This window comes from Aeromonas sp. FDAARGOS 1416, assembly GCF_019048085.1.
GTDB lineage: Bacteria > Pseudomonadota > Gammaproteobacteria > Enterobacterales > Aeromonadaceae > Aeromonas > Aeromonas veronii.
The window spans coordinates 4,150,919-4,164,396 of sequence record NZ_CP077301.1; the positions used below are offsets into that span (position 1 = coordinate 4,150,919).

The following is a 13,478-nucleotide window of genomic DNA, read 5'->3' on the forward strand; positions in this document are numbered from 1 at the left end:
AACCCGATGCATTCAAACCCCGGCTCTTGCCGGGGTTTTGCTATTCATGGAACCACAGGCAACAAAAAGCCCCGGTCGGTGGACCGGGGCTGGCGGGTTATTCGGTATCAGTTGACGGATATGGCGCGGGCGTCGATGAAATAGCGAGCGTTACCCTGTTTGTCGATCTGGATTTTGGCAACCAGCTGCTCTTGATCTTTATATTCCCAGCGTTGCTCGATCTTGGCGAGGGATGGGCTCGCAATCCCAACCACGTTCAGGTACTCGTGAAACAGGCTATGGCTCCCTATTTCGGTCAGCATCTTGTCCATCTGCATACTCTCCTGAAGTTGAGTGGGTATTCATCAACAAACCTATCAGCGTCCATCTGAATAAAGTCTGTATGAAAAACAAACTAACTCATTTGTGTGTCAATAACATGATCAGGGACAAGATCAATGCAGATCGTCAGGGACTTTTTGATACCGTTTTCAATCAGAGCCGGTGGGCTTCTGCGGCAACTGATCAAACGTGCCGGCAGCCTTTGGTTGCGCCGGTGCGGTTTGCACAGCCTGGCCGCCGTGGAAGACCGGATCCTGTGCCACTTCCTTGATACCGTTGATGCAAAACTGCATACCCATGCAGACCAGCAGGAAGCCCATGATGCGGGTCATGGCGTCGATGCCGGTGGCACCGAGGATCTTGCAGACCGGGTCGGCCAGTTTGAGCACGCCCCAGCTGATCAGGCTCATCAGGGCAAACGCCGTTACCACACCGGCGTAGATGGTGATGCGGTTGTACTCGTCAGGCAGCTCGGCAATCTGGGCGGCTCCGCTTATTACCAGCGCCATGGTACCTGGCCCGCACATGCTGGGCATGGTGAGCGGTACGAAGGCAATGCTCTGGTTGATATCGACCCCGCTCTGCTGGCTGGGGGCGGGGAACAGCATGCGAAAGCCGATAAAGCCGATGATGAGGCCACCGGCCAGGCGCAAGCCCGGAATGGAGATCCCGAACAGATCCAGGATCGAGGATCCGATAAAGAAGGTGATGCAGAGGGTGCAGAACAGATAGATGGCGGCCAGATTGACCTGACGGCGCACGTGTTCACGCGACATCCCCTTGCTCAGTCCCAGCAGCAGGGTGGCCGTGGTGGGCGGGTTGACCATGGGCAGCAGCGCCAGCAAGGTGAGTAATACGACCTGAAAGAACATCTTGAGCCTCGGATAAAGAGTTGGACGTCATGGGGCGATGCGGGTGGCAGGCCCCAGAGGGAGGCTATCTTATGCTGGCGAAACTGAACATAAGCAGTACAAAAAAGCCCCGGCAGATACCGGGGCTTGTTGTTCGGGTCAGGCCGCTTGCGGCGCTTGCTGCTGCCGGATGGCCCGTTGCTGGAACCAGAGCCAGAGACCGATGGCGAAACCCAGCACCGACAGGCTCACCACATAGTGGGAGGGGGCCAGCATGTCGCTCTTCATCCAGAGGGTCACCGCCATCGGGGTGAGGCCGCCGAAGATGGCGTAGGCCACGTTGTAGGAGAACGACAGACCTGAGAAGCGCACCACCGGCGGGAAGGCGTTGACCATCACGTAAGGCACGGCGCCGACAATCCCGACCGCAAAGCCTGCCAGCATGTAGAGCGGTACCAGCTGGCTCGTACCGGCCGCCAGACCGTGATAGAAGGCGTAGCTGGAGCCCGCCAGCAGCAGGGAGCCGAACATGAAGGTGAGACCGCTGCCCAGCAGGTCGATCAGTCGGCCATAGACGATGCAGCCGAGGGTCAGGGCAATGATCGCCAGCGAGTTGGCGGTCAGGGCGTCAGTCGGGCTGATGCCATAGACCTTCTGCAGATAGGTGGGGGTCATCAGGATCACCACCACGATACCGGCGGAGAGCAGCCAGGTGAGCAGCATGGAGACCACCACGCTGCTCTTGTGGTTGCGCAGCACCGACTTGAGGGGCAGTTCGTCAGCCAGGGTCTTGTTGGCTTGCATCTCGGCGAAGACCGGGGTCTCGTGCAACCAGCGCCGCAGGTACATGGCGACGATGCCGAAGATACCACCGAGCAGGAAGGGCACTCGCCAGCCCCACTCGCTCACTTCGGCCGGAGTCAGGCTCTTGTTGACCGCAGTGGCGATGAGGGAGCCAAGCAGGATGCCGGCCGTCAATCCCGCCGTGAGCGTGCCGCAGGCGACCCCGACCCGACGGGCAGGGACGTGCTCGGCGACAAATACCCAGGCGCCCGGCACTTCACCGCCGATGGCGGCGCCTTGCAGGATCCGCAGTCCCAGCAGGGCGATGGGGGCGCCGATGCCGAGCACCGCATAGGTGGGCAGCAGACCGATCAACAGGGTCGGCAGCGCCATCATGATGATGCTGAGGGTGAACATCCGCTTGCGACCGATGAGATCGCCAAAGTGGGCCATGATGATGCCGCCGAGCGGGCGGGCCAGATAGCCGGCGGCGAAGATGCCGAAGGTCTGGAACTGGCGTAACCACTCGGGAATGTCGGCCGGGAAGAACAGCTCGCCGATGACCACGGCGAAAAAGACGAAGATGATGAAGTCGTAAAACTCCAGCGCACCGCCGAGGGCAGCCAGACTCAGGGTTTTGTAATCCTGTCGATTGAGGGGGCGGGCGTGATCGTGTTGTTGTGCGGTTTTCGTCATATCCGTATGTTTCCCATCGGTTTTTTTAGTTATTGTCCCCCCGTGCAAGGGGCATATACAGGTGATCGAGAGTATGCTGCCTGCCTCTTGTGTGTAAATCGCGCAATTCGCAACACTGTCTTGCATCTTTTTGGGGCAATCCGAATGCCCCGCTGACGGAGGAATGATGGAAAAGAAACGGGTATTGCTCTCCTGGAGCAGCGGCAAGGATTGCGCATGGGCATTGCATCAGTTGCGGCAAGATCCCGCCATCGAGGTGGTGGGGCTGTTTACCACCCTCAATCAGGCATTCGAGCGGGTGGCGATGCACGGGGTGCGCAAGCAGCTGTTGACCGAGCAGGCCGCCTGCGTCGGGCTGCCCCTCATCACCATCGATCTGCCCTGGCCCTGCAGCAACGAGGATTACGCCCGCATCATGACCGGCTTTATCGCCGATGTGGTGGCACAGGGGATCCGCCATATGGCCTTTGGCGACTTGTTCCTCGAGGATGTGCGCGCCTACCGTGAAAAGCAGCTGGCAGGCACAGGCATCGAACCACTGTTCCCGCTGTGGGGCAGCAATACCCGTGAACTGGCGCCGCAGATGGTGGCCGCCGGGTTGAAGGCGCGGATCAGTGCTCTCGACCCGAACAAGCTGGATGCCAGCCTGGGGGGGCACGATTTTGACGAGGCACTGCTGGCGGCGCTGCCGGAGGGGGTCGATCCGTGCGGCGAGAACGGCGAGTTTCAAACCCTGGCCTATGATGGCCCCATGTTCTCCCGTCCGCTCGGCATTCGGGTCGGTGAAACAGTGCTGCGCGACGGCTTTGTCTTTACCGATTTGCTGCCAATCGAAGATTAATTATCGGGCGTCAAATGCTCCCTTTTGCTGGAGCATTCACAGATTTGAGAGGCGGGATGGGGGCACTATTGGCCCCCTCTTTTGATTGAAGATGACAACCTGCCTTATGAAACACATCTCTCGTCCGGCGCTGCTTGCCTCCTTGCTGGCTGCCGCCCTCTCTCTGCCTGCCGTGGCGGGTCAAGCCGCTACCGTTCAGCCTATCCCTGCCGGTGTCACCACCGTCACTCTGGCCCAGCAGGCGCCAATCCACTGGGTGTCGGTGGAGCAGATTGCCAAGAGTCTGGATGGCCTGCCCCCGATGGCAGTCGGGTTTGATATCGACGATACCCTGCTCTTCTCCAGCCCGGGTTTTTATCGCGGCAAGCAGGAGTTCTCACCCAACGACGAGAGCTATCTGAAGAACCCCGCCTTCTGGGAGAAGATGAATAACGGCTGGGATGCGTTCAGCATGCCGAAAGAGGTGGGCAAGGCGCTCATCGCCATGCATCTCAAGCGCGGAGACCACATCTATTTCGTCACCGGCCGCTCGGCCACCAAGACCGAAACCGTGAGCCAGACCTTGCAGCAGACCATGAATATTCCGGCCGACCAGCTCAATCCGGTGATCTTCGCCGGTGATCAGCCGGGCCAGAACACCAAGGTGCAGTGGCTCAAAGATAAGCAGATGAAGCTGTTCTACGGCGACGCCGATGGGGATATCAAGGCGGCGCAGGAGGTCGGCATTCGCGGCATTCGTCTGCTGCGGGCCGCCAACTCCAGCTATCGGCCACTGCCGTTGGCAGGGGCGCTGGGGGAAGAGGTGATCATCAACTCCCAGTTCTGATCCGGAGCGGATCCATGCAACAAGGGCGGGGCCATTGGCACCCGCCCTTTTTGCATCCGGCATCCAGATCGGGTCACTCGTCTGCCCACGGCATTTCGGGCAGGCTGCCGAGGAACTCGCCGTAACGGGTCAGATTGAAGGGGCCCTGATCGGCCTCCATCGCCATCAGTTCGGCCCCGAGGGCGCAGGCGATATATTGCAGCGCCTCTTCTCGCGGGGTGCCCTTCATTACCAGCCGCATCAGGGTCGCCTTCACATGGGGCGGGTGACCGTCGTTGAGCTGGTTCTCCACCATCTCCAGCAGCGCGTCTTCATCAAAAAATTCCTGAGTGTCGTTCATGGGATATCCGCAACAGTGAATGTGGCGGCCAGTATAGCCTGAATGGGGCTAACACCTTGAACAGCCTGCGAATAAACAATCCGATGGGGAGGCCATTTGTTACCCATAATTAGGAGGAGTTTGCCAAGGCAAACAGGTTGGAACACAGATAACATGGATGGACACGCCTATGCCCACGATAGATTCCCTGCTGGCCGAGCCCAAGCTACTGCCCCAGATCCCGGAAGTGATGCGCGATTTGATCCAGACCTTCAATGAAAAGGATCCGGATCTGCTCAAGATCAGCAAGTTGATCAACAAGGACCCTGTCATCTCCGCCAAGTTGCTGCGCCTGGCCAACTCGGCCAAATTCGGCAGCAGTCGCCAGATCGGCACCGTCAATGAAGCCGCGGTGCGGCTTGGACTGGCGATGGTGCGCAACATGGTGCTGGCCTGCGGGCTCACCGAATCGGTCACTGCGGTGCCCGGCATTGACCTCAAACATTTTTGGGGTTGCGTCTTCAACGTGGCTGAGCTGGCGCGTCGTCTGGCGGTGAAGAAGGGGATGAAGGGGGATGAGGTCTTTACCTGCGCCCTGCTCTACGATCTTGGCCGACTGGTGATGCACGTAGGCCTGCCGGAAAACACAGTCCACCACATTCACGATCTGGAGTTGCACAAGGGACGGGCCAAGGCGGAAGAGCTGGTGGTCGGCTTCAACTATGCCCAGGTCGGGGCGGCCATGGCACGTTACTGGAAGTTTCCCGAGACCATCAGCAACGCGGTGGAGTATCACTACAACCCCATGCTGGCCAAGGAGTTCTCTCCCGAGGCCGGGTTGATCCATCTGGCGATCGTGCTGGCTGCGCAATCCGATGTGGGGGAAGAGGCGCCGCCCGAGTGGCCCCACAAGGTGGCAGATGCACTGGGGCTGAGCTGGGCCGATTGCGCCGCCCAGTTCACTGCACTGCGCGAGCAGGGTAATGGCTACGCCGGGTTACTGGCTGCCTGAGCCCGTTTATCCCATCTCATCAGGGGCCAACGCGGCCCCTTTTTCATGGCCGATGGTGCCACAGACTTGCCAGCCCGGGAGTGACGGGGCACTCTTTGCCCTTCACTTTCCGTTTGAGAGCCCTTGCCATGATTGCCTCCTCCCGCCTGATCCTGCGCGAAATGATCGCCACCGACGCCCCCTTCATCCTTGAGCTGCTCAATGACGGCGACTTTTATCGTTACATCGGTGATCGGGGCATTCGCACCCTGGAGCAGGCGCAGGAGTATATCCAGCAGGGGCCGGCAGTCAGCTATGCCCGCTATGGTCACGGACTCTATCTGGTGGAGCGCAAAGAGGACGGTATCAGCCTCGGTATCTGCGGTTTGATCAAGCGCGATACCCTGGAGCAGGTCGATATCGGTTACGCCTTCCTGCCGCAATATCGCGGTCAGGGCTACGCCATTGAAGCGGCGCAGGCCGCCCTTGCCGATGGCAAAAGCCGATTGGGGATCGGGCAGGTAGTTGCCATCGTCACCCCGGGCAACGAGCGATCCATCGGCCTGCTGGCCAAGCTGGGGCTGGTGCGCAGTCGACTGGTCAAATTGAGCGAAGATGCCGATGAGTGCCTGCTGCTGGAGCAGTGATCAAGGTCAGAGAGCGGGAAAGCGAATGGCGAGGTGGCTGTCAGGCTGAGTGACAAGCAAGAGGCCGGGTCTGGCTAAAGGCGTGAGAGAAGCAAAGAGGCCGCCGTGAGTTGCGGCCTGTCTGCATCGGGCGCTGCCGGAGGGCAGGCAGGATCAGTTGAGGTCTTCGATGGAGAACTCGCCAGCGATACCATCACAGGAGATGGCGAAACCGCCGCTGAAGCGGGTGCTGAACTGGATCAGAAACGCATCATTGTCGTGCTCTTGCACAGGCAGGTTGATGGGTTTGCTGCGACGCAGGGGCTTGTGTGTTTGTACTGCTTTCATCATGGTATTTCTCTATATAAATTAAGTGTTTGCTCCTTGTATTGGCAAATGTCAGGTCAATGGGCGCGGTCGATTGGGTGAACGACAAGCGCGCAGGAATACCCAGCCCGGTTAAGGGGCGTCTGCACTTTCAAGGAATATGCTGATGCATAAATCAAATTGGGTGGGCAGATCGGGTCTGCACCGTGAGAGCCGGGCAACGCAGGCAGACAGCCTGACGGTTCTCAAGGCGAGTAAATCAGAAGAAGGTTATGCGGGTACTGGCAGGATTCATCGTGAGGTGAAGCATTGCAGGGCAAACATAAACAGGCTGATTAACTAGCCGACGCGCATTCTCTCCTCGAAATGAATAAAAAGCAAACAATAATTTGCCTATGTTGAAGTCAGTACGCTTTTCCTCTGTGTAATCAAGGTGCTATCAGCAGCAAATATCCACAGCTATCAGTCATAAAAAGAGGGCTCCCGACGGGAGCCCTCTCTCATTCTGCAATCAGCACAGTGGGCCGACTCAGTAGTCGCCACAGGCCTTCTTGGCAGCCGTGATCATCGGGGTGATGGTCATGCCTTGCACCACGATGGAGAACATCACCACCGAGTAGGTCATCACCAGGATGACCTCCCGCAGGTCGACGCCGTGTTCCGGGATCATCATGACGCCGGAGGGGAGTGCCAGTGCCATCGCCATCGCCAGACCACCGCGCAGGCCACCCCAGGTGAGGATCCGCACCGAGAAGGTGTTGTAATTGCGGAATCGGCGGAAAGCCACATAGGGCAGCGACACGCTGATAAAGCGGGCGCCCAGGCAGAGCGGCACCGCAATGACCAGCAGGATCCAGTCACGCCAGGCGAGATCCAGCAGTACCAGCGCCAGACCGATCAGCAGGAACAGCAGGGCGTTGAGGAACTGGTCCATCAACTCCCAGAAGTGATCCAGGTGATGGCTGCTCTGCTCGGAGAAGCCGGAGTGACGGGTCCAGTTGCCGATCATGATGCCGGTGACCACCATGGCCAGTGCGCCGGAGACGCCGATCATGTTGGCAAAGGCAAAACCGGCGGTCGGGATGCAGAGGGTCAGCAGCAGCTCCAATGAACCGTCGTCGGTGGCGCTGATCATCACGTGGGCGATGAGGCCCAGCACGGCACCGAACAGGATGCCGCCGAGGGCTTCGTGCAGGAACAGACCGGCCACGCTACCGAAGGTGGGCTCGACACCGCCAAAGGCGACGGCAAACACGGTAGCGAAGATGACGAGGCCAACACCGTCGTTGAACAGGGATTCCCCTTCGATCTGGATGGCGATCTGGGGTGGCGCTTTCATCTTCTTGACGATGGCCAGTACGGCAATCGGGTCAGTGGGGGAGATCAGCGCGCCGAACAGCATGCAGTAGACCAGCGGCAACTCCCAGCCCAGCAGCTTGGCGATAAACCAGAAGCCGTATCCGATGAGGAAGGTGGAGAGCAGGGTGGCAATGATGGCCAGAATGGTGATCTCCCACTTCTGGCTACGCAGTGCCTTGAGGTTGATGCCAAGGCCACCGGCGAACAGCAGGAAGCCCAAAATCCCCTTCAGCAGGAAGTTCTGGAAGTCGATACTCTCCATGGTCTTGACGGCAAGAGGTTCCAGATTGAACCAACCCAGTTTGCCAAACAGCACCAGCAGTGCGGAGATCAGCATGGAGCCCGCAGTAATGGCGATGGTGGTCTGGATCTTCACAACATACTGGTTGGCAAAGGCGATAAAAATCGCCAACGCTGCCAGAAAACAGAGTGTGTAGTAGACGCTCATAGTTATTTTTTTCTCGTTGGTAGACAGCAAGCACGTATCCCTATGCAGGACGGGCATAGGTTACTCTCGGGCCCTATGTTACTCATTACCCATAAATGAGTATATGGTGGCGCATTTGGACTGATAGACGGCTAGATTTCCATTTTATTTGTTTGCTGTTAGGATGCTGTTTACGCAGTTGCATGGATGTAAGAGGAACACGCGGTGTCGAACGTAATGTCGAGCAGAGAGCCGAGCAAGCAGTCGGACGTAACAAAGAAGCTGGAAGCCTGCCTCAGGGAGAGGATCTTGATCATCGACGGGGCCATGGGCACCATGATCCAGGGCTACAAGCTGGGGGAAGCGGATTATCGGGGTGAGCGGTTTGCTGACTGGCATACCGACATCAAGGGCAACAACGATCTGCTGGTGCTGACTCGTCCGGCGGTGATCCGCGAGATCCACGAGCAGTATTGCGCTGCCGGGGCCGACATTCTCGAGACCAACACCTTCAACGCAACTCGCATCGCCATGGCCGATTACGAGATGGAAGAATTCTCGGCCGAGATCAACCGTGAAGCCGCCCGTCTGGCCCGCGCCGTGGCAGACGAGTGGACGGCAAAAGATCCCGCCAAGCCTCGCTTCGTGGCAGGGGTGTTGGGCCCCACCAACCGCACTGCCTCCATCTCGCCGGATGTGAACGATCCCGGCAAGCGCAACGTCACCTATGACCAGCTGGTGGCCGCCTACACCGAATCGACCCATGCCCTGATCGAGGGCGGCGCCGACATCATCCTGATCGAGACTATCTTCGACACCCTCAACGCCAAGGCCGCCGCCTTCGCGGTGGAAGGGGTGTTCGAGGCGCTGGGCTACAGCCTGCCGGTGATGATCTCCGGCACCATTACCGATGCCTCCGGCCGAACCCTCTCCGGCCAGACCACCGAAGCCTTCTACCACTCCCTGCGCCACGTAAAACCGGTGTCGTTCGGCCTCAACTGTGCGTTGGGGCCCGATGAGCTGCGCCAGTATGTGGAGGAGTTGTCTCGCATCAGCGAGACCCATGTCAGTGCCCACCCCAACGCCGGTCTGCCCAATGCGTTCGGTGAGTACGACCTCGATGCGGGTGAGATGGCGGAGCATATCCGCGAGTGGGCCCAAAGCGGCTTTCTCAACCTGGTCGGTGGCTGTTGCGGTACCACCCCGACCCATATCCGCGCCATGGCGGACGCCGTGGCGGGCATCAAGCCGCGTGTGCTGCCCGAGCTGCCGGTGGCCTGCCGCCTGTCGGGCCTCGAGCCCCTGATCATCACCCCTGAGTCCATGTTCGTGAACGTGGGGGAGCGCACCAACGTTACCGGTTCGGCCAAGTTCAAGCGGCTGATCAAAGAGGGGCTCTACGACGAGGCGCTCGATGTTGCCAAACAGCAGGTGGAGAACGGCGCCCAGATCATCGACATCAATATGGACGAGGGGATGCTGGACGCCGAAGCGGCCATGGTGCGCTTCCTGAACCTCATCGCCGGTGAGCCGGATATCGCCCGGGTGCCCGTGATGATCGACTCCTCCAAGTGGGAGGTGCTGGAAGCGGGCCTCAAGTGCGTGCAGGGCAAGCCGGTGGTCAACTCCATCTCCATGAAAGAGGGGGAGGAGAAGTTTATTCAGCAGGCCAGATTGCTGCGTCGCTACGGCGCCGCCGTCATCGTGATGGCGTTCGATGAAGCGGGTCAGGCCGATACCCGCGCCCGCAAGTTCGAAATCTGCCAGCGTGCCTACCGGATCCTGGTGGATCAGGTCGGTTTCCCGCCGGAAGACATCATCTTCGACCCCAATATCTTCGCGGTAGCGACCGGCATCGACGAGCACAACAACTACGCGGTGGACTTCATCGAGGCGGTGAAGGACATCAAGACGCACCTGCCCCACGCCATGATCTCCGGCGGCGTCTCCAACGTCTCGTTCTCCTTTCGCGGCAACGAGCCGGTACGGGAAGCCATTCACGCCGTCTTCCTCTACCACGCCATCAAAAACGGTATGGACATGGGGATCGTCAACGCCGGTCAGCTCGCCATCTATGAAGACATTCCGGCGGAGCTGAAAGAGAAGGTCGAGGCGGTGGTGCTCAACCTCAATGACAACGCCACCGAGGAGTTGCTGGTCATCGCCGAGAAGTATCGCGGTGCCGGTGCCCAGGCGGAGGATCCGCGGGATCAGGAGTGGCGCAGCTGGCCGGTGGGCAAGCGGCTGGAGCACGCGCTGGTCAAGGGGATCACCGACTTTATCGAAGAGGATACAGAAGAGGCGCGCGCTGGCGCCGAGAAGCCGCTGCACGTCATCGAAGGGCCATTGATGGATGGTATGAACGTGGTCGGCGACCTGTTCGGCGCGGGCAAGATGTTTCTGCCGCAGGTGGTGAAATCGGCGCGGGTGATGAAGCGGGCGGTGGCCTATCTGCAGCCCTATATCGAGGCGGAAAAGTCGGGCGGCTCCAGCAACGGCAAAATCGTGCTGGCGACCGTGAAAGGGGACGTGCACGACATCGGCAAGAACATCGTTGGGGTGGTGCTGCAGTGCAACAACTTCGAGATTGTCGACCTCGGGGTCATGGTCTCCTGCGAGACCATTCTCAAGACTGCGCGGGAGGTCGGCGCCGATATCATCGGGTTGTCGGGTCTCATCACCCCGTCGCTGGACGAGATGGTGCACGTGGCCAAGGAGATGGAGCGTCAGGGCTTCAAGCTGCCGCTGCTGATCGGCGGTGCCACCACCTCCAAGGCGCACACCGCGGTGAAGATCGAGCAGAACTACTCGGAGCCTGTGGTCTATGTCTCCAACGCCTCCCGCGCGGTGGGGGTGGCCCAGAGCCTGCTCAGCCCGGATCTGAAGGAGGCGTTTGTCGCCCGCATCGACAAGGAGTACGAGATCGCCCGCGAGCAGCATGCCCGCAAGCAGCCGCGCTCCCGCCCGGTCAGTCTGGCCCATGCCCGCGCCAACCGGCACCAGCTGGACTGGGGTGGCTACCAGCCCCCCAAGCCCCGCGAGCTCGGGGTGCAGAAGTTCGAAGATGTGGCCATTTCGGTGTTGCGCCCCTACATCGACTGGACGCCGTTCTTCCTCAGCTGGGAGCTGGCAGGCAAGTATCCGCGCATCCTCGAGGACGAGATCATCGGCGAGGAGGCGACCAAGCTGTTTGCCGACGCCAACGCCATGCTGGATCAACTGGAAATGGATCAGAGCGTGCGCTGCGCCGGGGTGATCGGCCTGTTCCCGGCCAACGCGGTAGGGGACAGCATCGAAGTTTACAGCGACGAGTCGCGCACCGAGGTCATCAAGGTGCTGCACCACCTGCGCCAGCAGAGCGAGAAGCAGGGCTTCCCCAACTACTGTCTGGCGGACTATGTGGCGCCGAAAGAGAGCGGCAAGCCCGACTGGATCGGCGCCTTCGCGGTGACCGGCGGTATCGGTGAGGAGGCCATCGCCAAGGCCTACAAGGCGCAGCACGATGACTACAACGCCATCCTTATTCAGGCGGTGTGCGACCGTCTGGCCGAAGCCTTTGCCGAGTATCTGCACGCGCAGGTGCGCAAGGTTCATTGGGGTTATGCTCCCGACGAGGCCCTCAGCAACGAGGAGCTGATCCGCGAGAACTATCAGGGCATCCGCCCGGCCCCCGGTTATCCAGCCTGTCCGGAGCATACCGAGAAGGGAAGCATCTGGGAGCTGCTGGAGGTGGAGCAGGCTATCGGCATGCAGCTGACCGAATCCTACGCTATGTGGCCGGGGGCTGCGGTGTCGGGCTGGTACTTCTCTCATCCCGAGAGCAAATACTTCGCGGTGGCGCAGATCCAGCAAGATCAGGCGGAGGATTACGCCGTTCGCAAGGGGATGACGCTGGCCGAGGCCGAGCGCTGGCTGGGGCCAAACCTGAACTGACTCCCGCGTGACACCGGTTGATCTTTAACGAGAAACGGCGGCATTCTTGCACGGGTTGAACAACCTGCGCAGAGCCGCCGTTTAACCTGTTGGTCACAGTGACAGGTTAGAGTGCGGTTTGGTGTGGTTTGTCTTGTTGTCAGGATAAACAATTGGCGTTGTCTTGGCGCTGTGGCACCTTATACTCTCCCGCCCCATCCTGCCCAGGCACAGCCTTCTAGCGGAATTGTCATGAAGATCGCCATTTTATCCCGTGAGCCGAAAAACTACTCCACCCGCCGTCTGGTCGAGGTGGCACAGGCGCGCGGTCATCAGGTAGAGGTGCTCGACACCCTGCGCTGCTATATGAATATCGCTTCCCACAACCCCTCCATTCACTACGAGGGTGGGGAGCTGGGAAGCTATGACGCCGTGATCCCGCGGATCGGGGCCAGCATTACTGCCTACGGCACCGCCGTGCTGCGCCAGTTCGAGATGATGAACACCATGGCCCTCAACAGCTCGGTGGCCATCAGCCGTTCCCGCGACAAGCTGCGGGCGATGCAGCTGCTCTCCCGCCACGGTATCGGCCTGCCCATCACCGGCTATGCCCACAGCACCCACGACGTGCCCGACCTCATCACCATGGTGGGCGGGGCGCCGCTGGTGGTGAAACTGCTGGAGGGAACCCAGGGGATTGGCGTGGTGCTCTGCGAGACCCAGAAAGCCGCCGAGAGCGTGATCGAGGCCTTTATCCAGACCAACAACAACATTCTGGTGCAGGAGTATATCCGCGAGGCCAATGGCGCCGACATCCGCTGTCTGGTGGTCAACGGCAAGGTGGTGGCCGCCATGCGCCGTCAGGCCCAGCCGGGGGAGTTCCGCTCCAACCTGCACCGTGGCGGCACCGCCGAAGCGATCAAGATCACCCCGGAAGAGCGCGCCACCGCGGTGCAGGCCGCCAAAATCATGGGGCTGGATGTGGCGGGGGTGGATATCCTGCGCAGCGCCCGTGGCCCGCTGGTGCTGGAGGTCAACTCCTCCCCCGGCCTGCAAGGGGTGGAAGCCGCCTCCGGCAAGGATGTGGCCGGCAAGATCATCGAGTTCCTCGAACTCAAGGCGAGCCGCAAGAACAAACCGGCGGAGTGAGCCTCAGGCTTGCATCCGTCAGATAGAAACAGGGCGCCCTCGGGCGCCCT

At 60.1% G+C, this 13,478-nt stretch carries 12 protein-coding genes; 6 read left to right on the forward strand and 6 right to left on the reverse strand.

Features of this window, described 5'->3' with window-relative positions; genetic code table 11:
- Window positions 1-107 precede the first annotated feature (107 nt).
- From I6L46_RS18905 to I6L46_RS18915, 3 genes are all read right to left on the reverse strand, one after another.
- A complete protein-coding gene (locus tag I6L46_RS18905; RefSeq protein WP_005340062.1) occupies window positions 108-311 on the reverse strand; it encodes a hypothetical protein in 204 nt (67 codons plus the stop codon).
- A 159-nt stretch (window positions 312-470) separates the two neighbouring features.
- Window positions 471-1,193 (reverse strand): MarC family NAAT transporter, encoded by a 723-nt coding sequence (locus tag I6L46_RS18910; protein WP_158113721.1) that lies wholly within the window; start codon window positions 1,191-1,193, stop codon window positions 471-473.
- A 138-nt stretch (window positions 1,194-1,331) separates the two neighbouring features.
- Entirely contained in the window at window positions 1,332-2,651 is a 1,320-nt protein-coding gene (locus I6L46_RS18915; protein WP_216976720.1) for an MFS transporter, read from the reverse strand.
- 166 nt (window positions 2,652-2,817) lie between these two features.
- On the opposite strand from I6L46_RS18915, the gene I6L46_RS18920 reads away from it, so the two are divergent.
- Complete coding sequence (locus I6L46_RS18920) at window positions 2,818-3,492, forward strand: adenine nucleotide alpha hydrolase (protein ID WP_216976722.1); 675 nt, start codon at window positions 2,818-2,820, stop codon at window positions 3,490-3,492.
- Between the two features lie 106 nt (window positions 3,493-3,598).
- Window positions 3,599-4,318: an acid phosphatase AphA gene (gene aphA, locus I6L46_RS18925; protein ID WP_005342927.1), complete on the forward strand. Its 720-nt coding sequence runs from the start codon at window positions 3,599-3,601 to the stop codon at window positions 4,316-4,318.
- A gap of 73 nt (window positions 4,319-4,391) precedes the next feature.
- Here aphA and I6L46_RS18930 read toward each other — a convergent pair whose 3' ends face one another.
- Window positions 4,392-4,658: a hypothetical protein gene (locus I6L46_RS18930; protein WP_216976724.1), complete on the reverse strand. Its 267-nt coding sequence runs from the start codon at window positions 4,656-4,658 to the stop codon at window positions 4,392-4,394.
- 169 nt (window positions 4,659-4,827) lie between these two features.
- On the opposite strand from I6L46_RS18930, the gene I6L46_RS18935 reads away from it, so the two are divergent.
- On the forward strand, window positions 4,828-5,649 hold the full coding sequence (locus I6L46_RS18935) for an HDOD domain-containing protein (RefSeq protein WP_019446506.1): 822 nt from the start codon (window positions 4,828-4,830) through the stop codon (window positions 5,647-5,649).
- 128 nt (window positions 5,650-5,777) lie between these two features.
- Window positions 5,778-6,275 carry a GNAT family N-acetyltransferase gene (locus I6L46_RS18940; protein WP_216976726.1) on the forward strand — a complete coding sequence of 166 codons (498 nt, stop codon included), beginning with the start codon at window positions 5,778-5,780 and terminating at the stop codon, window positions 6,273-6,275.
- Window positions 6,276-6,428: 153 nt separating this feature from the next.
- Here the strand turns inward: I6L46_RS18940 and I6L46_RS18945 are convergent, their stop codons facing one another.
- Window positions 6,429-6,605: a hypothetical protein gene (locus tag I6L46_RS18945; protein ID WP_005340085.1), complete on the reverse strand. Its 177-nt coding sequence runs from the start codon at window positions 6,603-6,605 to the stop codon at window positions 6,429-6,431.
- Between the two features lie 505 nt (window positions 6,606-7,110).
- A complete protein-coding gene (locus I6L46_RS18950; RefSeq protein WP_019446508.1) occupies window positions 7,111-8,388 on the reverse strand; it encodes a sodium:proton antiporter in 1,278 nt (425 codons plus the stop codon).
- A 216-nt stretch (window positions 8,389-8,604) separates the two neighbouring features.
- Between I6L46_RS18950 and metH the strand changes: the two genes are divergently transcribed.
- Window positions 8,605-12,300: a methionine synthase gene (metH, locus tag I6L46_RS18955; RefSeq protein WP_216976728.1), complete on the forward strand. Its 3,696-nt coding sequence runs from the start codon at window positions 8,605-8,607 to the stop codon at window positions 12,298-12,300.
- 231 nt (window positions 12,301-12,531) lie between these two features.
- Complete coding sequence (rimK, locus tag I6L46_RS18960; RefSeq protein WP_005340088.1) at window positions 12,532-13,428, forward strand: 30S ribosomal protein S6--L-glutamate ligase; 897 nt, start codon at window positions 12,532-12,534, stop codon at window positions 13,426-13,428.
- Window positions 13,429-13,478 lie beyond the last annotated feature (50 nt).